28 protein-coding genes and 2 pseudogenes are annotated in these 26,247 nt (G+C 63.8%); 25 read left to right on the forward strand and 5 right to left on the reverse strand.

From position 1 onward, the window contains the following. The first annotated feature begins 263 nt into the window (after nt 1-263). Nucleotides 264-1,362: pseudogene (locus M3461_02295) on the forward strand (calcium:proton antiporter). A gap of 98 nt (nt 1,363-1,460) precedes the next feature. On the opposite strand, the gene M3461_02300 reads toward M3461_02295, so the two are convergent. Next, nucleotides 1,461-2,642, reverse strand: coding sequence for a patatin-like phospholipase family protein (locus M3461_02300; GenBank protein MDQ3773275.1), 1,182 nt, complete (start codon nt 2,640-2,642; stop codon nt 1,461-1,463). Nucleotides 2,643-2,950: 308 nt separating this feature from the next. On the opposite strand from M3461_02300, the pseudogene M3461_02305 reads away from it, so the two are divergent. Further along, nucleotides 2,951-3,073, forward strand: a pseudogene (locus tag M3461_02305) (glycosyltransferase family 1 protein). A gap of 275 nt (nt 3,074-3,348) precedes the next feature. Here M3461_02305 and M3461_02310 read toward each other — a convergent pair. Next, nucleotides 3,349-3,573, reverse strand: a complete 225-nt coding sequence (locus M3461_02310; GenBank protein MDQ3773276.1) for a hypothetical protein — start codon at nt 3,571-3,573, stop codon at nt 3,349-3,351. 55 nt (nt 3,574-3,628) lie between these two features. Between M3461_02310 and M3461_02315 the strand changes: the two genes are divergently transcribed. Continuing rightward, complete coding sequence (locus M3461_02315) at nt 3,629-4,102, forward strand: RMD1 family protein (protein MDQ3773277.1); 474 nt, start codon at nt 3,629-3,631, stop codon at nt 4,100-4,102. An 89-nt stretch (nt 4,103-4,191) separates the two neighbouring features. Continuing rightward, nucleotides 4,192-5,790, forward strand: a complete 1,599-nt coding sequence (locus M3461_02320) for a CHAD domain-containing protein (protein MDQ3773278.1) — start codon at nt 4,192-4,194, stop codon at nt 5,788-5,790. 102 nt (nt 5,791-5,892) lie between these two features. Here M3461_02320 and M3461_02325 read toward each other — a convergent pair whose 3' ends face one another. Continuing rightward, nucleotides 5,893-6,174 carry a YceK/YidQ family lipoprotein gene (locus tag M3461_02325; GenBank protein MDQ3773279.1) on the reverse strand — a complete coding sequence of 94 codons (282 nt, stop codon included), beginning with the start codon at nt 6,172-6,174 and terminating at the stop codon, nt 5,893-5,895. Nucleotides 6,175-6,562: 388 nt separating this feature from the next. Between M3461_02325 and M3461_02330 the strand changes: the two genes are divergently transcribed. After that, on the forward strand, nt 6,563-6,757 hold the full coding sequence (locus M3461_02330) for a hypothetical protein (protein ID MDQ3773280.1): 195 nt from the start codon (nt 6,563-6,565) through the stop codon (nt 6,755-6,757). A gap of 606 nt (nt 6,758-7,363) precedes the next feature. Here the strand turns inward: M3461_02330 and M3461_02335 are convergent. Further along, complete coding sequence (locus tag M3461_02335) at nt 7,364-7,822, reverse strand: YceK/YidQ family lipoprotein (protein ID MDQ3773281.1); 459 nt, start codon at nt 7,820-7,822, stop codon at nt 7,364-7,366. A 342-nt stretch (nt 7,823-8,164) separates the two neighbouring features. On the opposite strand from M3461_02335, the gene M3461_02340 reads away from it, so the two are divergent. The 11 genes from M3461_02340 (at nt 8,165) to M3461_02390 (ending at nt 16,928) form a co-directional block, all read left to right on the forward strand. Next, on the forward strand, nt 8,165-9,679 hold the full coding sequence (locus M3461_02340; GenBank protein MDQ3773282.1) for a pentapeptide repeat-containing protein: 1,515 nt from the start codon (nt 8,165-8,167) through the stop codon (nt 9,677-9,679). Then, the gene (locus M3461_02345) at nt 9,655-10,149 is read left to right on the forward strand and encodes a hypothetical protein (protein MDQ3773283.1); all 495 of its coding nucleotides are present in this window, start codon (nt 9,655-9,657) and stop codon (nt 10,147-10,149) included. The genes M3461_02340 and M3461_02345 overlap by 25 nt, the downstream gene beginning before the upstream one ends. Nucleotides 10,150-10,209: 60 nt before the next feature. After that, nucleotides 10,210-10,857: an ATP-binding protein gene (locus M3461_02350; protein ID MDQ3773284.1), complete on the forward strand. Its 648-nt coding sequence runs from the start codon at nt 10,210-10,212 to the stop codon at nt 10,855-10,857. A 44-nt stretch (nt 10,858-10,901) separates the two neighbouring features. Next, nucleotides 10,902-11,468 carry a DUF4255 domain-containing protein gene (locus M3461_02355; GenBank protein MDQ3773285.1) on the forward strand — a complete coding sequence of 189 codons (567 nt, stop codon included), beginning with the start codon at nt 10,902-10,904 and terminating at the stop codon, nt 11,466-11,468. Between the two features lie 69 nt (nt 11,469-11,537). Beyond that, nucleotides 11,538-12,146: a hypothetical protein gene (locus M3461_02360; protein ID MDQ3773286.1), complete on the forward strand. Its 609-nt coding sequence runs from the start codon at nt 11,538-11,540 to the stop codon at nt 12,144-12,146. A 54-nt stretch (nt 12,147-12,200) separates the two neighbouring features. After that, nucleotides 12,201-13,865: a hypothetical protein gene (locus M3461_02365; protein ID MDQ3773287.1), complete on the forward strand. Its 1,665-nt coding sequence runs from the start codon at nt 12,201-12,203 to the stop codon at nt 13,863-13,865. A gap of 14 nt (nt 13,866-13,879) precedes the next feature. Further along, entirely contained in the window at nt 13,880-15,469 is a 1,590-nt protein-coding gene (locus M3461_02370; GenBank protein MDQ3773288.1) for a phage tail sheath family protein, read from the forward strand. A 35-nt stretch (nt 15,470-15,504) separates the two neighbouring features. Beyond that, entirely contained in the window at nt 15,505-15,930 is a 426-nt protein-coding gene (locus M3461_02375; protein MDQ3773289.1) for a phage tail protein, read from the forward strand. Between the two features lie 12 nt (nt 15,931-15,942). Beyond that, nucleotides 15,943-16,311, forward strand: a complete 369-nt coding sequence (locus M3461_02380) for a phage tail assembly protein (GenBank protein MDQ3773290.1) — start codon at nt 15,943-15,945, stop codon at nt 16,309-16,311. Next, complete coding sequence (locus M3461_02385; GenBank protein ID MDQ3773291.1) at nt 16,308-16,487, forward strand: hypothetical protein; 180 nt, start codon at nt 16,308-16,310, stop codon at nt 16,485-16,487. The genes M3461_02380 and M3461_02385 overlap by 4 nt, the downstream gene beginning before the upstream one ends. 15 nt (nt 16,488-16,502) lie before the next feature. Beyond that, nucleotides 16,503-16,928 (forward strand): phage tail protein, encoded by a 426-nt coding sequence (locus M3461_02390; GenBank protein MDQ3773292.1) that lies wholly within the window; start codon nt 16,503-16,505, stop codon nt 16,926-16,928. Between the two features lie 352 nt (nt 16,929-17,280). Here M3461_02390 and M3461_02395 read toward each other — a convergent pair whose 3' ends face one another. Then, nucleotides 17,281-17,469: a hypothetical protein gene (locus tag M3461_02395; GenBank protein MDQ3773293.1), complete on the reverse strand. Its 189-nt coding sequence runs from the start codon at nt 17,467-17,469 to the stop codon at nt 17,281-17,283. 148 nt (nt 17,470-17,617) lie between these two features. Here M3461_02395 and M3461_02400 point away from each other — a divergent pair, with 148 nt between their 5' ends. From M3461_02400 to M3461_02440, 9 genes are all read left to right on the forward strand, one after another. Next, a complete protein-coding gene (locus M3461_02400) occupies nt 17,618-18,259 on the forward strand; it encodes a hypothetical protein (protein ID MDQ3773294.1) in 642 nt (213 codons plus the stop codon). Between the two features lie 8 nt (nt 18,260-18,267). After that, on the forward strand, nt 18,268-18,918 hold the full coding sequence (locus tag M3461_02405) for a peptidoglycan-binding protein (protein ID MDQ3773295.1): 651 nt from the start codon (nt 18,268-18,270) through the stop codon (nt 18,916-18,918). A 5-nt stretch (nt 18,919-18,923) separates the two neighbouring features. Beyond that, nucleotides 18,924-20,054, forward strand: coding sequence for a contractile injection system protein, VgrG/Pvc8 family (locus M3461_02410; protein MDQ3773296.1), 1,131 nt, complete (start codon nt 18,924-18,926; stop codon nt 20,052-20,054). Further along, nucleotides 20,051-20,692, forward strand: a complete 642-nt coding sequence (locus M3461_02415) for a phage baseplate assembly protein V (protein ID MDQ3773297.1) — start codon at nt 20,051-20,053, stop codon at nt 20,690-20,692. Before M3461_02410 ends, M3461_02415 begins: the two co-directional genes overlap by 4 nt. Before the next feature lie 9 nt (nt 20,693-20,701). Next, the gene (locus tag M3461_02420) at nt 20,702-20,998 is read left to right on the forward strand and encodes a PAAR domain-containing protein (GenBank protein ID MDQ3773298.1); all 297 of its coding nucleotides are present in this window, start codon (nt 20,702-20,704) and stop codon (nt 20,996-20,998) included. A gap of 16 nt (nt 20,999-21,014) precedes the next feature. Then, the gene (locus M3461_02425) at nt 21,015-21,419 is read left to right on the forward strand and encodes a GPW/gp25 family protein (GenBank protein ID MDQ3773299.1); all 405 of its coding nucleotides are present in this window, start codon (nt 21,015-21,017) and stop codon (nt 21,417-21,419) included. A 1-nt stretch (nt 21,420) separates the two neighbouring features. Further along, nucleotides 21,421-23,082, forward strand: a complete 1,662-nt coding sequence (locus tag M3461_02430) for a hypothetical protein (GenBank protein ID MDQ3773300.1) — start codon at nt 21,421-21,423, stop codon at nt 23,080-23,082. Next, nucleotides 23,079-23,951, forward strand: a complete 873-nt coding sequence (locus M3461_02435; protein ID MDQ3773301.1) for a hypothetical protein — start codon at nt 23,079-23,081, stop codon at nt 23,949-23,951. The genes M3461_02430 and M3461_02435 overlap by 4 nt, the downstream gene beginning before the upstream one ends. Nucleotides 23,952-24,063: 112 nt before the next feature. Next, a complete protein-coding gene (locus M3461_02440) occupies nt 24,064-26,244 on the forward strand; it encodes a putative baseplate assembly protein (protein ID MDQ3773302.1) in 2,181 nt (726 codons plus the stop codon). Nucleotides 26,245-26,247 lie beyond the last annotated feature (3 nt).

Consider the following 26,247-nt stretch of genomic DNA (forward strand, 5'->3'; position numbering starts at 1 on the left):
AGGCGCCGGCGACTCGGGCAGGGTATGGTATGGGGACGGGGGTTGACCCCGTCCGAAGATGGGGCTGGTGGAACCCGGCCCCATGTTTTTGCCCGCCAGCACGCCCCGGTTGATCCCCTCCCGACAGCACCCGACACGGCCCACACCCCCCTGACCTTCACGCCCCGCCGTTATTATGCCGTTATTATCATCCCCTCTGACCTCCCTATACCGACCTAACTCCTTGTTTTCCTTGGTCCGTTCAGGACCTCCCATCCCCCGACATGCTAATTTCTAGGTTGCGGACCGAATGGCAGCTTCCGGTGAGCATCGCCACTACGGCGCTCTTTCTCGTGTTCGGGAACGGGTGGCTGGCCGATCTCTCCAATCCTGTCTGGTTCGCCTTCCTGCTGGGATGGCTCTTCGCTGCGATTCTGGTTTCGGCGTTCGCCGTGGTGCGCCGTGCGGCTCGGTGAGCCTTTCGGTACGCTCGTGCTGACGCTCTCCATGAGCGGCATGGAGATGATGATGATCGCGGCGGTGATGTACGCGGGCGAAGGGGGATCTTCGCTGGCGCGCGACACCATGCTCGCAATCGTGATGATCGTACTGAACGGGCTGGTGGGCACCAGCCTGCTGTTCGGCGGGTTGCGCTACCACGAGCAGACGTACAACCTCTACCGGGGCGAACGCTTTTCTGGCCGTGATCCTGCCCTTGTCGGTGCTCGGACTGGTGTTGCCGAGGTTCACCGTGTCGTCTCCGGGACCCACCCTCTCGCCACTCCAGTCCGTGTTTCTCATCTTTATGTCGGTGGCTCTGTACGGCGTTTTCCTCGCGATCCAGACCATGCGCCATCGCGACTATTTTGTTTCGCCCAGCGCCGCGGCAGCTACGATGGATCGCCAAGGTGCGGGCATGCATGGCAGGCTCGAGGTTCAGTCGGTCGGCTATCATAGCCTGCTGCTGCTGGCGTATGTCGTCCCAATTGTTGTCCTGGCTAAACGGATCGCGGTGCCGATTGACTACGGCATCCGCGTTTTGGGTGCGCCTGCCGCGCTCGGGGGTCTGCTCGTGGCGGTGCTCATACTGTCTCCCGAATCCCTGGCCGCCATCCGGGCCGCGCTGGCTAATCAGCTTCAGCGCTCCATTAATCTCTCGCTGGGCACCGCGCTGTCGAGCATCAGCCTGACGATCCCGGCGGTCCTCACCATCGGCTTCCTTACGACAGAACGATCATCCTCGATGCCGTCGATACGACCTTGTTGTTATTGACCTTGGCGGTGAACATGCTGACCTTCGCCCTTGAACGAACCAACGTCTTACTCGGGGCGGTGCATCTACTCCTGTTTCTCGCCTATCTGGCGCTCATGTTCGAGAAATGAAAAGCAGATCTTTTATGGCAAGCCCTGTCCAGCGTCAGAACCCAAGTCGAAACGCTTGCTTGCCACCTTCCCATCGAATAACGATACGCCAGGAGCGACTACATCGCACCGTCTTCCGGATCCGGGCACAGCGGGCCTTTCGCAAAGAACGCGGCGATTTCCTCGCGCCGCGCTCCTGCATCCGCGTAGCCTAAGTCCAGCAACCTTCGCAGGTAGTCTGGCTGAAACATCAATACGCTCAAGATGTCGTTCGATCGGGTCTCTTGCGTGCCCAAACCTCGGGTCATGAAACGGAAGGGGCTCGGAAGCTCGAGCTCATATGCGTTCGCGAGCTTGCCCAGATCGCGTGAGGGCCTCAGCAGCAATAGGTCCACACAACGCAAACCACCCCGCTTGTCGAGCGGTACCTGCTTCACCAGAAAGTTGATGCGTTCGATACGCAAGGCATCGTAATCAAAAACATCGAGGAAGAGCGCATTATACAGGGCGCCCAGCACTTGCACGGGAGGTGGATAGCCGTTGATATTCGGGCAATCGGCTTCCTCGCTGGACGGTGCATATTTGGTCGAGATCGCCAAGATGCGATCGGCGCCCAGGTGCACAGCCGGCGACAGCGGTGCGGTCATTCTGATCCCGCCATCACCATACCAGCATCCGCCGATATTCACCGCCGGGAAGAAAAGCGGTAGAGAGGCAGAGGCTAATATGTGATCTAAGCACAGCGTACAGGGGATGGCTTTACGGTGGGCGCGTGTCCAGGGCACCAGATTTATCCCCTGGACCCAGGTTACCGACTGGCCCGTAGAATAATTCGATGTCGTAATGGCGACCGCACGTAGGCGGCGCTCTAACAGATTCTCGTGAATACCGGCCAGCGCACCCGATACCGGTTTCAATACTTGCTCCAATAAAGCCTGCAACGGAGAGGCGTCGACCAGGCTACGGGTCTCCATGACATGCGAAGCCCTCCCCATGAGCAGGCGCACGCTCCAACGGGCGACGTGACCTGCAATAGAGCCGGCGTCGACTCGAAAAACCCGATCTAGGGTAAGCGTTTCCCAGACCGCCGCTAGGCCTTTGACCTTCTCGCGAAACGTCCCTTGGTGATTGGCCAGGTAGGCCGTGTTGATCGCCCCGGCCGAGACCCCCGTCAAGATCGGGATTTCGAGATCGGGGTAATGCTCGGCGAGCCACTGCAGAAACCCCACCTGATACGCGCCCCTAGCCCCCCCACCGCTGACGGCCAATGCTAGGGTGCCGCGGTTATTTTTGTCTACCATTCCGTGCCTCATTATTTCCTGCCGTAGCGGCTTATCATGGTTTGAGCTAACATTTTGGGCTTTCGTTAGTTGCGATTCTACGGGGCCCGCCAATCCATACCATAGAAGGATAGGTAACACAATAACCCGACTTCGAAAGCCAACCCGCGAGCCCAGGGCGGCATCACGGGGCTGTTCCGTACGGTCCCGTGCCCATCCGCTCGCCATCGCCCCCGGCGGGTGGTCGCGGAGCGCTTGCCCGAGTTTGCGCCCCGGGCGGTCCATATCCCACCGAGGGACCGATCGGGCACGTCGTGCGGCGTTATTGTCTCAAGGCCGGCCCAATGGCCGCGGGCGTCCCGGTGGCGGCGTACCCGGTCCCCGGGCCGAGCGATGTGGTCATCCAGAACCGTACCGGCGTCTTGCACGAGGAGCTGCAGAGGGCGACCCTGGAGGCCTCGATTTCGGCGGCGAGGGGTGCATCGCCCATTCCGCCGTTACTCGTGGCGCGCTCCGCAAAGCCCCGCGGGCCGGCGGGACTCTCGGCCATGTCCGCGCCTTCGGGTAGACTAGTCCATCGTTTCGCCACTCCCGTCGGTCGTCGTTTGCGCGGCTCATCGCGCAGGCGGTGCCGGCGGTTCGGACGCCACCATCGCCGGGTCTCCCTCTGCACGGGCACATGCCGCTCTTCGATAACAAGACCGCGATCCGCGCCCGCGCCCTCCTGTTAGGCGAGCGCTTGGACCTGAAGCCGCTTCGGAACGCCGAGCAGCTCGCCGCCCAGCCGCTTACCCTGCCCATCGCGGACCACGGGTGCGTGGTCTTGTTTCGCTACGGCGCCGCCGTGCTCTTCGATGTCCCGCCGCTGCAGGAGGTTGCGTTCCTCGAGCACGTGAAGTCGCTCCTTGCCGATCCCCTGCCCGAGCCCGAGATCGAGACCCTGGACCTCCACATCTCGCCCGACGCCAAAAGAGGGCTTCGAGCGCGATCAGCTCTACATCCAGGACGTGGGCCTGCAACGCCTGCAGATCATCGCCGATGTGCTCGCCAAGAGCGTGGTGCTGGCCGAGTACGAGCGTCGCGTGGCCGGCACCTTCGACCGCATCGAGCCCCTGGCCGCGCGCCTGGAGCGCAGCGGCGGAGTCGGGTTCCGCGCCGGGGAGCTGATCCGGCATACCGGTCGCAACCTCCTGGTCATGCATCGCATGGTCGGGCGGGTCGAGGTCGGGGAGAAGCCCGATGCCTTGTGGGAACGGCCCGATCTCGAGCGCCTCTACCTCCGGCTCGAGGACGAGTTCGAGCTGAAGGAACGCCAGCTGGCGCTGCACCGCAAGCTGGAGGTCATCGGCCAGACCGTCGAGACCGTGCTCGATCTCCTGCAGTCGCGGCGCTCGCTACGCGTCGAGTGGTACATCGTGATCTTGATCGTCGCCGAGATCTTCCTGAGTCTCTACGGGTTGTTCTGGCATGGCGCCCCCTGATCGGGGCGCCGCGCGCCGCGGCTTCGACGACGCGTTATACTTTCAAGCGCTTATCCGGTACCGTGCGCCGCACGCACGATCCCCCCGATATGGCCAGAGAGCTCTCCTGTTACAGCGTCGCGGACAAGGGCGCCCTGGCGGCGCTGCGCGCGGCGCTCCGGGCCGCGGTCGGCGTGCGCCCGGCGCGGCTCCATGCCCTGTCCCGCACCTATTACGACACCCCCGATCGGCGCTTGTACCGCGCCGGACGGGTGCTGGAGCTGATCGAGCGGGGCGGCGAGCGCAGCCTGGTCCTGCGAGCGCTGGGCAACGGCCGGGCGCTCGCGACCCAGGCCATCGCGGCGCCTCCGCGCTTCGCCAGGAACCTACCCGAAGGGACCCTGCGGGAAACGCTGGCGGCGCTCGCGAGCCCGCGCGTGCTGCTCCCGGTGGCGCGCGTGCGCTCCCGCGTCACGCCGCTCTCGGTGCTCGATAAACAAGGCCAGGTGGGGTTCGTGATCGAGCTCGACGAGGCGCGGCTGCGAAACGGCGCCCGCGTCGAAGACCAGGCGCTGGGGTGCTGGGTGCGACTCGATGACGAGGGCGATGGGCCGCGCAAGCTGCGCGAGCGGGTCGAGGCGCTCATCGAGGGCCATGAGGGAGTCGAGGACCCCACCCGCGACCCGTTCGAGGCCGCGCTCGCGGCAAGCGCCGACCCGGCACCGGCGGATCTCTCGAGGCCCAAGGTGGCGCTCGAGCCGACGATGGTCGGGACCGCAGCGGTGGCCCGGGTCCTCGGGGCCTATTTCCGTACCCTGGACGCTAACGAGAGCGGCGTCGTCGCCGATCTCGATATCGAGTTCCTGCACGATTTTCGCGTCGCGACGCGCTCCTCGCGGTCGGTCCTGAATCGCCTGCGCGAGGTGTTTCCCGAGCGCGAGCACGAAAAGGCGCGCTCGGACCTCGCCTGGCTCGGCAAGATCACCGGTCCCAAGCGCGATCTCGACGTGTTTCTCGGCGATCTGGACGAGCACACGGCACGACTGCCGTCGCTGTGGCGCCCGCGTCTCGATCCCTTGCGCGCCTATCTGGGCCGACAACGGCGGGTCGAGCACGGGCGGCTGGTCGAGGGACTCACCTCGGAACGCTACCGGGGCTTCAAGCGCGATTACCCGGCCTGGCTGGCACGGGCCGCCAGGCGCCGGGTACAGAATGGGCCCGGGGCCGGCCGAGCCGTGGAGCTCGCGAGCCGGACGATCTGGCGCGCCTACCACGCCCTCCTGAGCCAAGGCTTCGCGGTCCTGGAGGACACGCCCGTCGAGGCCCTGCACGAGGTCCGCAAGACCGGCAAGAAGCTCCGTTATCTCCTCGAGGCCTTTCAGGCGCTGTACCGGCCCGCTACGGTGCGGCAGGTGGTCGGGGAGCTGAAACACCTGCAAGACTGTCTCGGGGCGATCGTGGACCGGGATGTCCAGCGCCGGCTCTTGCGGCATTTCGGCGATGCGCTTGCACTAGAAGACCAGGCCCCCGACGAGACCGGCGTGGCCATCAAGATGCTCGAAGCCGTGCTGTGGGAGGAGGAGCAGGCCCACCGGGCAACGTTCGACGCGTGCTGGGAGCGCTTCGCCCGGCCCCGTACCCGGCGGCTCTTCCGCGCGCTTTTCGGGCCGGTCGCCGCGGGCGGCGCAGATGGGGCGGGATCGATGTAGGCGGGGTCGAGGAACGAACCCCGGCATGCGACCTGGGTTTCCCGGGGCTGCGCTCCGGTTCCTACGCGCTTGCCGGGCCGATCCCGGTGCTCGCGATAAAAACTAATGGAAGATTTCGGCGTTTATCGTGGCGGGAAGCATGACGGTATCCAAGACAAAGCTGAAAGGGAGGTCGATGACCGGATACCGGGGTGGCTCTAGCCCGAATTTCCGTGGCCAGCTCTCGTCCCCCACCGTGACGTTCCAATCCAGTCTCGTTCCGCTGTAGATCATGGGGCGCTCCGGATCGAACGTCGATAAGGTCCGAAACGTCGCGCAACCGCCCAGCGGGAGCAATGTGGCTATGAGCAAGTAGATCACCGTGACAACGGTCGAGCAGCGCATCTCGCGACCCCCGGTGGAAACACACATTGTCCGGCTGCTCCACGGTGACGCGCAACCCCGCCAGGAAGGGCAGGGTGAGCGTCACCGGTTTGCGTAGTATCGAGTGGGAAGCCCGCCTGGTAGAAGCCGACGGGGGTCCGCCCGGAGGCGCGCGGGTGTCTCGACCCGCCTCGGAACCAGGCGGGGCTGGAGCGCGTCAAGCGCAAGCTGCACGAGTGGCTGCGTCCGGTTCGACAGCCCTGACCATGTCCCTCCACTTCTTCGGCATCCCGGGCTCTACCCCGGGGCCGCCCAGGCCGAGCTCAACCGCTTCTGCCAAGCGCAGCGTGTGGTGGCGGGGCTGGATGGGGCGTTGGGCCTACACGCAGCAACAGGCTACAATCGGCCCATGTCGCAGGCAGAACGCATCAAAGAACTTCTTGGCTGGCTCAAGATCGTATTTGCTGCACTGGTTGCCGTTGACGTATCGCTAATCGCTTGGTTGGCGCAAAACTTCCGTTCCGCTGACGCTGTGTTGGTAGTGTTGGCTGTCATCGCCGTTGCGTGCATTACCGCCGGCATCGTGGGTGCCTTTCATTATTAAATTGGCACGCAGCTTTTCGCCGCATTGCACAGTTGGAGGACCTCTAATGGTTTGGGCCGTAGTGATTGCGGTGGTCATCTTCATCGGCGGCATGCTCGTGGTCGCCTACGAAGCGACAACCGCAGGTCAGAAATAGCACCCAACAAGGCGCTCCAACCGACGTCCCTCCGCCGCTTCGCGACGCCAGGGCCGCCGCCGAGCATGTGCGCTGTGCGTCCAGCGTAGCGCCCGCGCCGGGTCGCTGCCCGAAGCCGTGAAAGCGCCCGGGCGCCGATCGGGTGCGAGGAGCGACGACGGTGCCGAGTCCACTCGGGTGGACCATGAACTGGCGTTGAGCGCTCACCCCGCCTGACCACCATGGGACTGGCCGATCGTTGTCCCGACGCGTTTCCGGCGCCGTTCGTCGGCGCCAGGTCTGCGCCACGCCGCGGTTTTTCGCAGCGCGGCACCGCGGCCACAGACGCGAAGTCAGCGACGGCCGTCGTCTGAACAGGCGTCACGGAGGAACGAAACCCGGCAGTTGACCCCGGTTTCCCGGGTGGGCGCCCGCTCAACCGCGCTTTACCGGGCCGATTCGGGGGGCTCGCGATGAAACAAATGCTAATGCTAATGGAAGATTTCGGCGTTTATCGTGGCGGGAAGCATGACCGTATCCAAGACAAAGCTGAAAGGGAGGTCGATGACCGGATACCGGGGCGGCTCTAGCCCGAATTTCCGAGGCCAGCTCTCGTCGCCCACCGTGACGTTCAAATCCAGTCTCGTTCCGCTGTAGATCTTGGGGCGCTCCGGATCGAACGTCGATAAGGTCCGAAACGTCGCGCAACCGCCCAGCGGGAGCGATGTCGCTATGAGCAAAAAGATCCCGTGATAATGGTCGAGCAGGGCATTTCGTGACCCCCCGGTGGAAAGACACATTGTCCGGCTGCTCCACGATGACGCGCAACCCGCCAGGAAGGGCAGGGTGAGCGCCACCAGTTGCACGGTCCCGAGTGGTAAGCCGTCCTGGTGAAGGACGAAATTTACCTGCTGGGCGGCCAGCCCGAAGCACTCGCATCGCGGGGCCACCTACGATGCCTGTACGGTGGCCACTGGGTTTCATCCGGTGGGCCCCGGCCAAGCCGTAACCACTATGGGTAGTGCGGTTGCGCGCGAACCGGATAGGCATGGTTCCAAGCATTGCTTTCCCTCGCGCGAGTCCACCCGCCAGGGGCCTCTGCCCCTCCGGAGGACTAGTCCCTCATACCACCATACGAACTAGTTCGGGTTCATTCGGGCCTAGGAACCGTTGCTAGATCGGAATTGAGTCCATCGGTGGATTCCTCCGCTGCCCTGTCTTCGCGACAATCACGCCGAATGTAGTTCTCGTCGGAGACCACGCTGCACCGACGCGGCGCACGCAAGCAGGTTATGACCCGGATCCGAGTAGCGGTCGGCGAAGTGCAATCGGCCATGCTGCGCGACATCCTCGCGCAGATCACCGATCAGCAGCCCGACATGGAGCTTGTCGGCCAGGTGCGGCAGCCCAACTTCAAGGATGCCAACTTCAAGGATGCCAACTTCAAGGATGCCAGCTTCAAGGATGCCAGCTTCAAGGATGCGGTTGCCGACCAGAGGCCCGATGTTCTGATCTGTGACGTGCGGCCGGAGGAACTGCCCGAGGTGTGCCGGGAACTGTTCTCCGATCCGGATCCGCCCGTCGTCGTCGGTCTGGCTCGGGAGGGACGCGAAGCGGCGGTATGTATCGCAAACGCCGGAGCGGCTCAACTCATGTCGGTGATTCGCACCGCAATTCTCGATGCCACGAAAGAAAGCAAGGTCGTCGAGCTCGTTCGGCCGGCTGACGCAGAGCGCGGCGCAGCAGCCACCAATCCGTATACATCCAACGCCGACTGCCTGGACGACCAGCTCCGTTGTCTGGATCTCGCGCTGCTCGCCGAGGTCGACGCCTTGTCCACGATCTGGGACGACAGCGCGCAACGCTTACAGGGGCTGGCAATATCACCGGACGAGGTGCGAGCACTGTTGCAAGGGAGCCGTCCTGCCGCGAGCCAGCGGCAGAGTGGGGATCTCCGGCGAAGGCGCCTGCGGCTGCAGGAATGGACCGCGAAACGAATGGCCGCCACATTGGGAAGGCCGGACGCGCCACCATTAGTCCGCTTGATTGAGCGGTTCAATCTTGGACCGTTCGAACAATTCTGCATCGCCGCCACTCTGGCTCTCGAGATTGACCGCAACAAGTATGGGAAGGCCTACGCGCTTCTCCAGGACGACGTGACGAGAAAGCAGCCGTCGTTGGAGCTCTTCCTCCGACTGTTCGAGGACCTTGGCGAGGCCGAGCGGTGGGGCGCCGCTCGCGTGTTCGACACCTCTCGACCCCTGCGGCGCTGGAATCTGCTTCGGTTCGGGCCGCGAGACGCGGGCGAACCGGCAACGCCGTTCGGTCGGCGAATCGAGCTGGACGACAGAATCTCGCGATTCCTGCTAGGTCTCGACGACCTCGGATCGCAGCTGGAGGAGTTCGCCGTCATCGGCCCATGGGAGCCAGAGGCTCTGCGCGTGCCGCCTGCCAGCCGGACGGTGGACCGCCTCGTCCAGCTCGTCGCCGAAGTCCAGCGTCGGGCACCTGGCGCGCCGCCGCGCCTCGTCCTCCATGTTCACGGACGCCATGGCACAGGGCGGAGATCGCTGGTTGCGGCCATCTGCCAGCGGCGCGGGCTGCGTCTCCTGCGGGTGGATGCTGGTCGCCTCGCCACGTTGCCGGCGGCAGCGTTCGAAGAATCCTGCTTGTGCTTGCCCGTGAATCCACGTTGCAGCCGACGGCCCTGTGCCTCGAAAACCTCGATCCGCTACTGGAGGATGACGCGCCCTCGGCGCATGGATTGCGGGCGATCGTACAGATGTTGCGGATGTTCTTGCCGGTGACTTTCGTGGTCGGGCAGCGTCCGTGGTCGCCGGAGAGCCTGTTTGGGGACGGGGTATTCCAGAGCCTCCCTCTCGATCTGCCGGAGGCCGCCGAGGCGCGGCGTACCTGGATCGAGGAGCTGAGCGACGCGGTGCTGGCCCCGGAGGTGGGTGGTCCTGAACGGGCCGCTGCTGAGCTGGCAGGCAGGTTCCGTCTTTCACCGGGCCAGATCCACGACGCGGTCGCCGCGGCGCAGACGCGAGCGCTATGGGAGAAATCGGAGCATCCATGGCTGACGCTACCCGATCTGTACTGGGGTTGTCGCGAGCAGTGCAGCCATCGCCTGGGAAGCCTCGCGCGTCAAGTCACGACGGGGTTCGGATGGGACGACTTGATTCTGCCAGTGAAGCAGCGCAGTCAACTGAGCGAGCTCGAGACGGCCATTCGCAACGCGAGCGGCGTGCTCCAGGACTGGAACTTCCAGTCGTGACTGCCGTACGGCCGGGGAATCACCGCGCTGTTCTCCGGACCAAGCGGCACCGGCAAGACGATGGCCGCCGGCATCCTCGCGCGCGAGCTCGGGCTGGACCTCTACAAAATCGACCTCTCGCGCGTGGTGAGCAAGTACATCGGGGAAACGGAGAAGAACCTGGATCGGATCTTCCAGCAGGCCGAAGATGCCAACGCGATGCTCTTCTTCGACGAAGCGGACGCGCTGTTCGGTAAACGCTCTGCCATCAAAGACGCACACGACCGTTACGCAAACATCGAAATCGCCTATTTGCTACAAAAGATGGAGGAGCGGCTGGGCGTCACGATCCTCGCCACCAACCTGAAGACCAACATGGACGATGCCTTTCTCCGGCGCATCCGTTTCGGCATCGAGTTTCCGATGCCGGAGTATCTACAGCGGCTGGAGATCTGGCGCAGCTCGCTGCCGAAAGAGATCCGCCTCACCGACGACGTCGACCTGCCGGTGCTCGCGAGGCGACTGCGCGTATCGGGCGGCTCGATCATGAACGTGTGCGTGAGCGCGGCGTCGCTTGCCTACGAACCCGGAGGGGCCATCGCCATGGCGCATTTCGCGCACGCGGCGAAGCGAGAGCTGCAGAAGCTGGGGCACCAGTACAACGAGAGCGATTTCGCGACGCCGGAAGTTGCCGGCGCGGTCGCGGCGCGGGCCAGGACTGGCGAATGAACGGCACTCATGTCGAAACGCTTCGGGACGTGAGCAGAACTCTGGTGGACCTGCTGAAGACCAACCTGACCGATGTGGCCGGGCGGATCGCTCTCGCGTCGCCGAAGAGTGCGGGCACGAACCTGTTGACGCTGTTTCTCTACAAGGTGACCGAAAACCCCGACCTGAAGAACGCGGAGCACGTGGTGGTGTCGCAACCCGATGGCAGCCTCATCGAGCGTCGGGCGCCGCTGTCGCTCGACGCGTACTACCTGCTGACGGCGCACGCAGGCGAACCCCCGGATCCGCTCGAAACGCATCGGGCCCTCAGCCGGGCCATGCGCGTGTTCTACGACAACGGCATTCTGCAAGGGTCGCTGCTCCGCGCTGACGATCCCAGCACGGGGCTGACGGCAGATTCGGTCCTGCGCATCACGCTCAACCCGATCACGATGGAGGACATGACGCGCATCTGGAGCGTATTCCCCGACACGCCTTATGAGATTTCGGTCACGTACCTCGTGACGCCCGTCGCGATTGATTCGGCACGGGAGGACGCGGGAGCGCCGGTGGTCGACCAGATCCACGAACATGGGCATCGGGGCGCGGAGCTCAGCGCAGTCAGGACGTAGCACGCGATGGCTGTTCCCGCAACTGGACTCGTGTTTTTCGGACCGGACAGATTGGAACGATCCGTCTGGGTGGTCGTCGATCCGCGCGATTTCGTCACGAGTCAGCGGATGACTGTGCCGGTGCAGGCACGGTTGAAAGACGTGAGCGCCGAACCGATTGCAGGGCTCTCAGGCGTCTACTGCTTCACCGATCTGGGTCTGCCGGCTGGAAACTACACGGCACAAGTACAGCCTCGCGTCGCCGATCGCGCGCTGTATTTCGACGGCGAGACCGAGTTCGCGCTCGCCGTGGTTCCGGTGCCGGGACAACCGTTGAAGCGAACTCCGGTGGTGGTGGAGTTGCTGCCGAGGCCCGCGTACCCCTTCACTGACAACGCCACCCTCGCTCGCGGACGCCTCGTCAGGGCCAGCGACGGAACCGGGGTTGAGCGCGCGCGCATTTTCCTGATTCTCGAGGGTGTGGACCGGGGCCGTCGAGGGCGGACGGATGAGCGCGGCGAGTTCGTCGTGTTCTTCCCACCTGCGGCTCCGGAGGACAACGCCTCCGCCGGGCTCAAAGACCTCAAATTCCGCCTGCGTTTCGAGATCGACGGCCAGCCTCCGCTGCTGATCGCGGAGCAGACCGTCCGGGAGGGCACCACGATTTCTCTTAAAGAGATTCAGTTCCCCGGCATCTAGAACCGGCCACGTGGCTGACCGTGAACGTGAGTGATAGAGCCACAGGAGATCGCGATGATTGAACAAACGCCGCAAGAACCGCAGCAGCCGACAGGCCAATACGGGTCCGGCCAGCCGCCAGGGCAGCACCCGCCCGGCCAGCTGCAAGGGCAGTACCCGCCCGACCAACCGCCAGGAAAATACCCGCCTGACCAGCCGCCAGGAAAATACCCGCCCGGCCAACCGCCCGGGCAGTACCCGCCCGGCCAATCGCCAGGGCAGTACCCGCCCGACCAACCGCCAGGGCAGTACCCGCCCGGCCAACCGCCAGGACAATACCCGCCAGGCCAGCCGCCAGGACAATACCCGCCCGGCCAACCGCCAGGGCAGTACCCGCCCGGCCAGCCGCCAGGAGAGTACCCGCCCGGCCAGCCGCCAGGGCAGTACGGCAAGGAGCACCAGCCACCGGTCTGTCCGGATCCATGCGATCAGGGCCGGCCGTGGGGGCCGCCAGAGATCAAATCGGACTGCTGTCCGGGTAATCGCGAGTGCTGTCCGGAAGACAAGCACGAAGACAAGCACAGTTGTACTTGGGACGAGGTCGAAGACCCTTGCGTGCGGGCCGCTTCTGCCGACTGCAAACTCCCCTGGGCCAAGCTCAAGTGCAAGTGCGAGTCCTCGAATGAGGAATGCACGTGTGACGAATGGGAGTGCGGTGGTTATCCCGACGGCGTATGCGTGCCTTGCAAGCCCTGCGAGGGTCTGATCCCCGAAGGGGACGATCCGGGGACCGGGGAGTGTGACGACCCGGAGAGCGAGGCCTGCACCTCGGAGGCGCTCAGCCGTCAACTGAATGCACTCAAGAAATGCATCTCCTCGCAGCAGGGCGAGAAAGCGAAGCTTGACGCCGACATCAAGGCAAGGCTGGAGCGCGAGAAGGAACTAACGGCACTCATCGCCACTTTCGAGGCCATTGGCGACAAGTACAAAGCTGAGCGTCACAAGCTTATCTGCCGCGAGGATTGCCTGAAGGGTTTTCATCGCGACATCACAAAGGTCTTCCAGGACAAGCAGAAGTTCCCAGACACGTGCCTGGAGGGTTTGGAGAAGGCCATCAACCAGGAGCTGTGCAGTCTCGCGAAGGCGCAGTGCTGCCAGAAGAACCTCGAAGGAAAACTGGAGAAATTCACCAAACTCATCTGGGAACAAAAGGAGGCCGAGAAGCAGTTGAAGCAGGCGGAGGAGGCCTTCAAAGCCATCAAGGATTTCCCGAAATGGATGGGAGATCAGTTCACGGAGCTGGAGACCCTCAAAGATCAAATTGCCCAGTCGCTCAACGACAAAGACCCGGAGAAACACAAGTGGGCGTTCTACCTCTTCTATTGGAAGTTCGTTCCCAAACTCTGCAAGAGGTTTGCGATCTGTTGCGAGGTGAAGAAAAAAACCGAACAGTCCCGTACCTCCAGCGAGCAAGCGGCGGTCTACATCGGGTGCAAGCCCGGCGACTGGCACCCTTCCGCGCTCACGGTGGAGAAGCTCAATGCGCTGATTTGCTGCGCTTGGGACTACGTTCGCGACAAGAAGGAAAAATTCCAGGAAAAGAGCGATGCGGTCGAAGTGGCGAAGCGCAACCTGGAATTCATTAAGAAAAAGACCGAAGACGACCTAAAGACTCTCGAAGACCGTATCAAAGGTGAGATAGAGAAGGTCAATTGCGCAACCGCGGCCAGCAGTAGGTAAGGAGAGAGACGACCATGCCTGAGTACTTGACTCCTGGAGTATACGTCGAAGAGTTCGAGATCGGCGCCAAGCCGATCGAGGGCGTCTCGACGAGCACCGCGGGCTTCCTTGGCGAGACCGAGCGGGGCCCAACCTATCCACAGCTGGTCACCAGCTTCCCCGAATACAAGCGGCTCTTCGGTGGGTTCTTCGGGGACACGAAGTATCTCCCTTACGCCGTCGACGGGTTCTTCGGCAACGGCGGCAAGCGTGCGTTCATCGCGCGCATCGTGGACAAGGAGGCTGCCTTTGCCGCCACGTTCGACCTCGGGTCTGTGATAATCACGGCGGTTGGCGAGGGCGAATGGGGCAATCGGGTGGCGTTCCGGGTCAAGCCGGCGACGGAGCCAAAGAGCTTCACGCTGAACGTCTACTACTGGCCGGCTGGAGCCCTTCAAGGTCCACCGGTCGATCCGGCGCCCACCGACCCGGCGGAGATCGAGGCGACGCGGGCGCAACTGCGACAACAGCCGTCGCCACAACACTTCGAGAGCTTCGAAAACCTCAAACTCGACGCGCCCTCGCCGGAGTACGTCGAGAAGCGCGTGGCAAACGGGCTGTCGATGCTCATCGAGCTGAGGCGTGTCGTGGGCAACGACGATGTTCCCGGCCCCGGGGCGCTCACGTTTCTGGCCGGCGGCGCCAATGGTGACGACGTCGATCTGGACGACTACAAGGGGCGCGTGGACCCTAATCCCCTCACTGGCCAGAAGCGGAGTGGGCTTGCCGCCCTGGACGAACCCCCGTTCGAAGACGTCGCCATCATCTACGCACCGAGCGCGTTCGAAGAGCCCGACCTCGCCGAAGCGCTGATGACGCACTGCGAAAACAACAAGTACCGCTTCCTCATCCTGGACTCGCTTTCAGGTCAGGGGCAGATCGGCACGATCGATCCTCGCAGCGGGACGCCCCCCGGGGCACGGTCCAGCCAGTACGCCGCCTTCTACTACCCCTGGATCAAGGTGTTCGACGCCGACAGCGGGGCGCGCAAGTTCGTGCCGCCGGGCGGTCACGTGGCGGGGATCTACGCCCGTACCGACATCGAACGCGGCGTCTTCAAGGCGCCGGCCAACGAGGTCGTGCGGGGCGCCCTGGAACTGGAGTTCGAGGTAACGGACGGCGGCCAGGGCATCCTCAATCCCCGTGGCGTCAACGCGATCCGCGCCTTCCCCGGTCGTGGCCGGCGCGTTTGGGGTGCCCGGACGCTCTCGGACAACACGCTGTGGAAGTACGTCAACGTGCGGCGCCTCTTCATCTTCATCGAGGCGTCGATCTTTCGCGGCACGCAGTGGGTGGTCTTCGAGCCGAACGACCAGCGCCTGTGGGGGCGCGTCAAGCAGACCATCACAGAGTTCCTGCGCACGCAGTGGCGTCTCGGCGCGCTGTTCGGCGCGACGGAAGAGGAGGCGTTCTTCGTCCGCGTCGATCGCAGCACGATGACCGACGACGACATCAACAACGGCCGTCTGATCGTGGTGATCGGCATCGCGCCGGTCCGGCCCGCGGAGTTCGTGATCTTCCGGATCGCACAGCTCACGAGCAGCGCCACGTCGGTCCAGCTCTAACCTGATCGCCGAAACAGAACGGAGGTAGGAGAGACATGAGAAACGATCCCTTGAGGAACTTTCGGTTCCGCCTCGAGATCGGCGGGATCAGCGAAGCCCACTTCAGCGAGGTCACCGGGTTCGACATCACGTCGGACGTCATCGATTACCGCGAAGGTGACGAGCCGACCCACGTGCGCAAGTTTCCGGGCTTGACCAAGTACGGCAACGTGACGCTCAAGCGCGGCATCACCGACTCGATGGATCTCTACAAATGGCACAAGGACATCGTCGCGGGAAACATCCATCGCGAAACGGTGGCCATCGTCGTCCTCGATGAGTTGGGGGCCGACAAGGCGCGATTCAACATCGCCGAGGCGTGGCCCTCCAAATACGACCCTATGGACTTGAACGCGAAAGGCAATGATGTCTCCATTGAAACGCTCGAGCTCTCCAACGAAGGCGTGGTTCGGACCGAATAAGGGACCCAAGCTATGGCATTCCAGACGGAGATTCAGTTCACGCTGCCCAAGGGGTACCTGGGCGCCGAGGGGGCGCTCCACAAGGAGGGGATGATGCGGCTGGCAACGGCCGCGGACGAGATCCTGCCCTTGAAGGATCCGCGGGTCCAGCAGAACCCCGCGTACCTGACCGTCATCCTGCTGTCACGGGTCGTGACGAAGCTTGGCAGCCTCGCTAACGTACACCCCGGCGTGATCGAGGGGCTCTATGCCTCCGACCTGTCGTACCTCCAGGCGCTCTATCAGAATCTGAACGGCGATGGCGCGTTTACCGCGTCGGCGGTGTGTCCGAAGTGCGAGCATCACTTCGACGTGAGGTTCGACGACCTGGGGGAAGCATGAAGGGCTATCCCCTGAAAGAGCTGTACGAGGAGATGGCCTTCGTCGCGTACTACTTCCACTGGCCGTGGGTCGAGATCATGCAGCTCCCTCACGCCGAGCGCCGGCGCTGGTGCGAGGAGATCTCGAGGATCAACCGTGATCTCAATGGCGATCGGAAGAACATCTTTGACGTCTAGCCGGCAGAGATATCGATGAGAGACACGGATCCCTATGGTGGCTTTCGGTTTCGCGTCGAGATCCTCGGGCTTCAGGTGGGCGGCTTCACGGAGGTGTCCGGCCTCGAGCGCGAGGTTCAGATCGAGGACTTTCGCGAGGGCGGGGTGAATGACTACACCCACAAGCTCGCGACGATGACGAAGTATCAGAACCTGACGTTGAAGCGGGGCCTCGCCGATGCCACGGAGCTGTGGCAATGGCACCAGGACGTGGTGAACGGCGAGATCGAGCGCCGGCAGGTGACTGTCGTGCTGATGGACATCTCGGGCCAAGACACGTGGCGGTGGGTCGTCGAGAAAGCGTATCCGGTGAAGTGGTCCGGCGCGTCGTTCAACGCGTCGACGAACGCGATCCTCGTGGAGAGCGTCGAGCTGGTGCACAACGGGATCAAACGAGAATGAAACACGAGCGGCAACGGCGCACGCCGAACAACTACCTCTGGAGTCGCATCCTGGAGCGGTACCGATGCAGGCGCGGCCTGTTCCGTCCCCGTGTCCCTCTGGTGCTTCGCCGGCACGGCGTTCCGGCAAGGGCTGGGGTGATGGGAGGCAACGTGCGGCCCACCGTCTCGCACTATCAGTTCCCCCTCCACCTCCACCTGCACCTGTCATCACTCTGGTGGCCGCCAGGAGCCACCCGATACCTCGCCCCGCAAGAGCCGGCGAGACATCACACCGTCCTGCGGACCCTGTTGGAACATGCCGGACGGGCTGCCGGCCGTCCGATGCGCACGAGTGGTTCGGCACCCCGGGGTCACGACGTCATGCGATCCTGGTCGAAGACGTCTTCGTCGCACGATCCGTCGGTCCGCCCGCTGTCCTCGCACATACCGTCCTCGCACACATTGTCCGCACGCACAAAGTCGGCGCCCATACTGTCCGCGCGCGCGATGCCATCGACCACGCCGTCATCGAACGCGACGCGCACGGCATCGAATGGCACGTCGGCGCTGGTGTCGGAACCGCGACACGTATCCCTGCAGCGGATTTGGTCGCCGTCTCTCTGGTACGCGCGATCGGGTAGGGCCGGAGGCGGCGGAGCTTCCAAAGCGATCGCCGATCGTGTGACGCGCCACGCGTTGATACGCCCGGTGTTGGCGAAGACCTTGGTGCAAAGGCACCCGCAGCACGTCGCCAACACATTCAACCTGTCGCACGAGGCGGTGCGTCTCGTCCCCGAGGTCATCGTCCCCGAGGTGATCAGACGGCCTAAAGCCATAACCGTTGGGGAGCGGAATGGACGAACGTGGGCCCATCCGGCGGAAACCTTGGTGCAAAGGCACCCGCAGCACGTCGCCAAGACATTCAACGCGCCGCACGAGGCGGTGCGCCTCGCCCCCGAGGTAATCAGACGGCCTAAAGCCATCACCGTTGCGGAGCGGAATGGACGAACCTGGGCCCATCCGGCGGTTTCCGGACCGTTCCATCCCGTCCTCATGACGGCACCAGGATCGTCGCGGCGACCGGTCGAGCGGCGCGGGGAGGGCCGCCCCAGTGTCGTGGAGGGTATGCGCTCCCCTCTCTACGCGCAGCCTGCCGCGCGCAGCTTCGCCAATCACCCGGCCGTCACCACCGCGCAACAAGCGCCGGCACCGGAGCAGCGATCTGCGCCGTCCCCACCGGCGCACGTGCAGGCGCTTCAGCCGCAGATCGATCTCGGGCGGCTCAGCGAGGATGTCTATCAACACATCCAGCGCAAGATCCGCATCGAACGTGAGCGCCGGGGCCTGTAGAGGACGTCATGGCACAGCGAGCGATAGCCTACATCGAGGCTCTGCTCGGCAAGCGCAAGCGCGAAGGCGAACGCGCGCAGGTGATCTTCAACCCCGCGGAGTACTCGATCCAGCAAGGCAACCAGTTCTCGAGTACGCCGCTGCCGGGATTGTCGAATCCCATCGTCTCGTTCGTGAACGGCGACGCCGAGGTCCTGACCATGGACCTGTTCTTCGACACCTACACGGACATGGGGTCGTCCGATGTCCGCAAGGAAACGGACAAGATCTCGGTGCTCCTGGACATCGATCCCGAGTTGCACGCGCCGCCTCCCGTGAGGTTCGTCTGGGGAGAGCTGCGGTTCAATGCGGTGATCGAGCGCCTCACGCAGCGCTTCACGATGTTTCGGGAAGACGGCGTGCCGGTTCGAGCGACGCTCAACGTCACGTTCAAGGAATACAAGACGATCGCGGAACAGCTCGCCCCGCCGCCGGGGCCAAAGGAGTCTTCGGACTGGAGCAAGCGCCGCATCGTCGCAGAGAACGATCGGCTCTGCTTGATCGCGGCCATCGAGTACGAAGACCCCGCGGTGTGGCGTGTCATCGCGGATGCGAATGACATCGAGAACCCGAGGTTGCTGCAGCCTGGCCAGGAGATCCTGCTGCCGCCGCTCGCGTGAATGCCATGGCGCTGAACATCCTGCAGATCGATAAGGCGCGCAAGAACTTCTACGCACCCGCGTTCAACGTGGTGGTCGCGCCCAAGAAGAGTCTCGTTGTGGATCTGCACCTGGAGGTGACCAGCGTGCAGGTCAACAACATCCTCAACGCCGCGGATCGGTTCTCGTTCGTCATCAATAACGCCTACAACTTCAGCACGCAGGAGTTCGTCGTGATCGACGGCAAGACGCTGCCGGACTTCTTCGAGTTCGGCTCGCCCGTCGAGATCTACATGGGTTACGGCGATCGCAAGAAGCTCGACCTGATGCTCGCAGGCCTCGTCACGGAGCTGAGCACCAGCTTTTCCTCCGGCGCGCCTCAGCTCACGGTGAGCGGCTACGACCACTCGTACTGTCTCACGAAGGGATCCAGGTCCGAGAGCTTTGGGGAGAACAAGAAGGACAGCGATGCCGTGCGTCGGCTCGCGAACCTCTACGGGCTGAATCCGAAAGTCGAGGAAACGAATGTCGACCACGCGAATATCGTGATGAGCCAGGAGAGCCCGGCGAAGTTCCTGAAGAGGCTCGCGGACCGCAACGGCTTCGAGTGGTTCGTAGTCAACAAGGATTTAGTCTTCCGGACGCCGGCGAACGACGAACGCGGCGTCATCGAGCTGAAGTGGGGGGAAGGGCTGGTCAGCTTCTCGCCCGAGATCAAGCTGAGCGAGCAGGTCTCGCAGGTCGAAGTGTACGGATGGAACGTCCAGACGAAGCAGAAGATCGTGGGCAAGGCCCGCAAGGGCGACGAGCCGGGGCGCGATCCAACGCGCGCGAGCGGCAAGAGACGGCAGAGCGGCGCCGAGTATCTCCAGAAGTTCTGCCGCGATAAGGAAACCACGCTGCGGGTTCGCGAGCCCGTCTTCAGCCAGCAGCAGGCCGACCAGCGCGCCAAGGCGATTCTGAAACGGCGCGCCGAGGGATTCGTCGGCGGCAGCGGCGAGAGCATCGGCATCCCCGAGCTCCGGGCGGATACGAACGTCACGTTGCAGGGCCTCGGCGACTTCTTCAACACGACGTTCTATGTCCGCGAGACGACCCACACGGTGAATTCGTCTGGCTACCGCACGACCTTCCAAGTCGGGGACGTGACCATATGAACGAATTGTTTCTTGACGGCGAGACCGGCGACGTCCGGGAGCCGGGCATGGTGCGCGGCGTCTCGGTTGCCGTGGTCTCGCAAAACCGCGACCCGGACGGTCTGGGACGCGTGAAGATCCGATTTCCGTGGCGCGAGAACCCCGACGAGAGCCACTGGGCGCGCATTGCGGTGCCGATGGCGGGCGGCGGACGGGGCACATGGTTCCTTCCCGAGGTGGGCGACGAAGTGCTCGTCGCCTGCGACGCCGAGCGTGTCGAGCATCCCTATATCGTGGGCTGTCTCTGGAACGGGCAAGATAAGCCGCCGCAAACCAACGCCGACGGCCGCAACGACCTCCGCATGATTCGCTCGCGCAGCGGGCACGAGATCGTCTTTGACGACGGGGCGCAAGGACGCATCGACATTCACCTGAAGGACGACAAGCGGAGAGTACGCCTCGTCCAGAACGGCATCGAGATCAGCGACGACAGCGGCAACAGCATCGCGATCACGTCGACGCCCGGCAACATCGCCATCAAGAGCAACGTCAGCATCTCGATTGAGTCGACGGCGATCGACATCAAAGCCAAAGCGTCGATGACGCTTCAGGCCAGCGGGACGCTGACGATCAAGGGCGCCGTGGTGATGATCAACTAGGAGAGAGCGATGGGCCAACCAGCAGCGCGCATCGGGGATCAGACGAGCCACGGCACCCCGCTCGGACCCGGACCGGGCAGCGTGAATGTGCTGATCGGCGGACGGCCGGCGTGGCGGGCGGGCACGGACTTTCATGCCTGCCCGCTGTTCAACGGACCCTTTGTTCCCCATGTCGGCGGCGTCGTGGCGGTGGGCAGCCCCACGGTGCTCATCGGCGGACTGCCTGCGGTTCGCCAGGGGGATCTCGTCGCGGAGGCCCCGCCGAACGCGATTGTGCTCGGCGATCTCACCGTGCTGATCGGTTGATAGAGGCGAGGATCGGATGCCGGATGCAAGGGCCTTTCTGGGACGCGGCTGGAGCTTTCCGGTGCGCGTGCACGACAAGGACGGGACGATTCGCCTCTCCGAGTACGAACAGGACATCCAGCAGTCGATCTGGATCATCCTGTCGACCTCCAAGGGAGAGCGCCTGATGCGCCCGGAGTTCGGCTGTGGGATCCACGATCTGGTCTTCGAGGTGATCAACACGACGACGCTCACGGAGATCGAAGAAGGCGTCCGGGAGGCGCTGGCCCTCTTCGAGTCGCGTATCGAGGTCAAGCAGGTGAAGGCGCTGTCCAACGGCGGTCTGGACGGTCAGTTGCGCATCTCGATCGACTACGAGGTACGGGGGACGAACAACCAGTTGAACTTCGTGTACCCGTTCTACATCAAGGAGCGTGGCTAGGATGATCCCGGAACCCGTGCTCGATGGCCGGCGCGTGGAGAGCCTGGTGCGGGAGCTTCGCCGCTATGCGCCGCACTACACGCCCGACCTGAATCTGACGGACGAACAGAGTGTCGCCCCGGCGCTGATGCGGATCTTCGCGCATCTCGCCGAGACGGTCCTGGTGCGCCTGGGTCGGACCCCGCACAAGCACTTCGTCGCATTTCTCGATCGGCTCGGCATCGGCCTCCTGCCCGCGCGGCCGGCGAGGGCAGGGGTCACGTTTCGACTCGCGTCAGGCTTGAACGAGATCGTTCGCGTACCGGTCGGCACACGCGTGACGGCGGCGGGTAAAGACGACGAAATCCCCTTCGAAACCACCAGTGAGTTGATGGCCATACCCGGCGTGCTGAGCGCCGCGTACGGTGTCGATCCATTCAAAGACGTCATCTATGCTCCCCCACCGGGGTTCTTGACGCAGGAGATTCGAACGCCGACCGAGCTCGTCTACGAGGTCCAAGCCTTCGTAGCTGCGGGGGCCAAGCGTCTGCAACTCGACCACGTCACCGAGCTGACGCAAGGCTCCGAGGTGACGCTAGGCTCGTTTATACGGATCGGCGGCATGGAGAAGGCTGTCCTCGAGACGGTCGTCCCAGAGGGAAACATCATCACGCTCGAAGATCCGATTGGCCGCGACATCGCCGCGGATACGACTATCACGCCAATCCGAGACTTCGAGGTCTTCGACGGCATCGATCTGCAGGAGCACGTGCTGTACCTGGGCCACGCCGATCTCTTCACTGTCAAAGAGGAGGCAGAGATCACCCTCGACGTGGAGCTCGTCGAGGATGCGGCTGGCGGGCTCACGCCTTTCAACGTCGTGTGGCAGTTCTGGACGATGGTCGAGGAGGATTCCCCGGACGCCAAGGCGGATTGGTACGACCTCGAGGTCCGGTCCGATGGCACGGCGGGTTTCAGCGCGAGCGGCCGTGTCGTGCTGCTCAAGCCGGACGAGCTCGAGATCAAGGAAGTGCCGGTCAACGGCATCACGAGCCGCTGGATCCGGGCCGAGCTTCGGGACAAGCTGCCGGCGGACGGCAGAGCGCTCCCCGAAATCGACACGATCAAGATCGCGGTGAAGTCGGCCTCGCAGGACGGGATCCCCGCGGACCAAGGCTTTCACAACGCCACCCCGCTGGACCTGCAGGTCGAACCAGCCGTCGGGTTCTTCCCGTTTGGAACCGAGCCGCGGCAGTTCGATCAGTTCTACATCGCCAGCAAGGAAGCATTCTCGAAGCGGGACGCCCAGGTCAAGTTGAAGTTCGAGCTGGATCTGCAGACGCTGGCGACGCCCGCCGTCGTTGGGTCTAACGCAGGTCTCCTCGCCTACGCCATCGGGCTGCGCCGCAAGTTGTTCGAGCTGTCGGTGAAGACCGGCGGCGCGTGGCGGAGTCTCGGGAGTCCGTCGGATACGGGATCCAGCTACGTCCCGCTAGAAGACTCCGTGCCTTCGGCGATCGCGAATGGCCTGGGAAACCAGATCTACGTGTTCGTCACGACGGAAGACTCGCAGACGGCCGAGAACCCCCCTCTAAGATCTGGCTCCATTCCCATCAAAGCGGCCAGGAGACCGGGAACTGGCAAGACCTCGACAGTCCCCCGGGCGCCGGCCCGGTGCGGTTGAATCCCGCCGCGGTTCGCCTGCCACCAGGATTCCCCGCCTTCGGCCGGGTGTTTGTGGTCGGCGGGGACGGTAAGCTGTACTCGAGGGACATCACCGCTGCGTCTGCCACGCAGGGCGACTGGCAGCGGTACGACCCGCCGGGCGGACAAGTGTGGGCGTCTTCCCCATTTGTCACGGTTGCCGGGTCCAGCCTCCTCGTCTTCCTCACGGACGTTGACGGCTTCGTGAACCAGCTGACGCTCGACGCCGCGGGGGGCGTCGAATGGTTCACGCTCACGCCAAACAACCAGTCGTTCAAGGCCGTTTCAAGACCTTTTGCCCAGCCGATTGCCTTGACCACCGATGCAAAGGTGTTCGTCTTCGCTCTGGAGGAGGGCACCGATATCTTGAAGTTGTTCGAGTGCGATACCACGACGGTGATCAACGGCGAGTTCGAGTGGGACGACCTGGGCCGGCCAGCCACCAACGACGGCATCGCTGCGCGTCCTGATGCTCACGCACCAAGCGGCTACATCGAAAATACGGGGCGATCGAACGACATAGAAGGCAAGCACATCTTTCTGCGCGGGGCCGACAACCGGCTCTACGAGCGAATGGACGACACGGCGGGAGGCGACCCACGATGGGAAGACCGCACGCGGCCCGGCGATCCGGAGCTCCGCGATTCTCCTACCGTCGACATCGCGGTAAGCGGTCCTATAACGACGCTTCGCGTACTGTCGGCTAGCGGCCGTAATTCGGTGGTCGTCTGGGAGTTCGAGATCACCCGCGGCGATATTCCGGAGGACCCCGAAAGACGAGCCGCGCTGCTCAACGAAGCTCTGGCGTCGAGTGTGGACAACGATTACCAGCGTCAAACACTTAATTAAGATCAGCCCGGGCGACGAGTCTGAGACTGTTCTAGCGTACGACGGCCGCCTCAAGCTTGCGCGGCTCAGCGCCCCGCTGCGGACTCCGCCGAACTCCTCGTCTCGCTGCGAAATGAACGGCGTCAATCTGGGCAACGCGAGGGACGGGGCCAAGGACGTGGTGGCGTTCCACGACCCCGTGCCCATTGCCGACACCCGGACCGCACAATTGCTCGACCTCAGGGTCGGCGACGACCCGGTCGACTTCGACTTCTATAGCCGGCGGACCGGAATGATCTCACTCGATCCCACCGAGGCATCGCAAGGGGATCCGTTTGTCATCTATGTCGGGCTCACGGGCTTCCAGACAGAGTACCGATCGCTCGAGGAGACGAGCACCGTTCCGGAGCTCTCGTGGGAGTACTGGAATGGCCGCGGGTGGCTGTCGCTGACCGTGGACGACGGCACACGCAACCTCCTGAACAACGGCGAGGTGGTCTTCAGGGTCCCGGAGTCGATCGAACCGACGGAGGTCGCCGGCCAGGAGAACTTCTGGATCCGGGTGCGACTCGTCGGTGGCGACTATGGACGGGAGACGTTCAAGATCGTCGACGAGACCGTGGTGTCCGAGAAGAGCACGCTGCGTCCGCCGAAGGTGAGCAAACTGCGCCTTTTCTACGTAGGGCAACCAGTGCCTCCCGGCGTGTGTCTCACCTTCAATAATCTGGACTATCTCGACCAGACGGCCGCAAGCCAGATTGGCGGCGCGCATTTCCGGCCGTTCGAGCGGCTCGAACGGTTCGAGAACCGCTCACTCACCGTCTTCTTCGGGTTCGACAAGTCGTTCAAGGCGGGACCGGTGCGGCTGCTGATCGACGCGGCGGAGCGCGAGTTCGACGAGAGCCGGCCGCCCGAGCTCGACTGGCGTTTTCGGAAGGATCGCCGGTGGAAGGAGCTCGATGCCGAGGACGGCAGCGTGGCGCTGACACGGCACGGCATCCTCACGCTCTCGGCGTCGGAGGAGCTTACGCGGGAGACCCGTTTCGGCAAGTCCCTGTTCTGGATCGCCGGCTCTTTGCGAACCGATCGAGGCGTGTCGGGAGCCGACTACCCGCTTCCCTTGTTGCGCGGGATCTTTCTCAACACCGTGTGGGCCCTCCAGGGAGAAACGATCACCGGCGAGATCATCGGCTCGAGCGACGGCGAACCGAATCAGACCCTCAAATTCCAGCACGCCGACGTGCTGGAGGGAGAGGACATCCGCGTGCGCGAGGCCCTCTCGGCCGAGGAACGAGAGCTGATCGAACGTGAGAGCGGCAAGGACAGCGTCGTGGATCGCGAGGATCTCGGCGGCACCTGGGTCCGCTGGCGAGAAACCCTCGCCCTCTTCGATGCGGGCCCAGAGGACCGTTGCTACCTGATCGACCGCGCGACGGGTCTCGTGCAGTTCGGCGACGGCGTCCACGGAAGGATTCCACCTGCCGGCGTCGACAACATCCGCGCCTTCATCTATCAGACCGGCGGCGGTGCGATCGGCAACGTCGAGGCGGGCAAGATCGAGACCCTCGCGACGGCCGTCGAAGGGATCGAATCGGTGTTCAACCCGACAACGGCAGGCGGGGGCTCCGACAAGGCCACGACCGAAACGATGCTCACGATCGGACCTCGCCGCATCAGCCATCGCGATCGCGCGGTATCCGCCGAGGACTTCGAGGAGCTGGCGCAGGAAGCCTCGCGACAGGTCGCGAAGGTCCGCTGCCTCACCACCACGAACCTCGCACGCCGGGGTGCCGGCAAGCCGGATCCCTGCGATCAGGCCCAGCGTCACGAAGCGCTTCCGGCATCGGGATGGGTCAGCCTCATCCTGGTGCCCGACTCGCCGGATCCCCGTCCGTGTCCATCGCTCGAGCTCCGCCGCACGGTGAAGGACTTTCTCCGCCTGCGCGCCCCGAGCGTATTGGCCGCGGGGGAACGAATCGTCATCCGACCGCCAGACTACGTGGAGGTCGGTGTCGAAGCCGAAATCTTCGTCACGTCCCTGGAGCAGGCGGCCGCGGCGGAAACCCAGGCCAGAACCACGCTCGAGACACTCCTCCATCCGCTCCGTGGCGGAGCCGACGGAACGGGATGGGAGTTCGGGCGCCCGATCTGGAAGTCCGATGTGTTCTCCGCGCTGGAGCGCATCGACGAGATCGACCGGGTCGAAAACCTCCGGTTTCACTTCCGCGGGGGAACGGATCCCGAGCGCGTCGTCATCGGACCGAACGAGCTCTTGGCCAGCGGCGGGCATCTCCTGAAGATCAAGACGGCGTAGGCT

The sequence above is a fragment of the Pseudomonadota bacterium genome (genome assembly GCA_030860485.1).
Taxonomy (GTDB): domain Bacteria; phylum Pseudomonadota; class Gammaproteobacteria; order JACCXJ01; family JACCXJ01; genus JACCXJ01.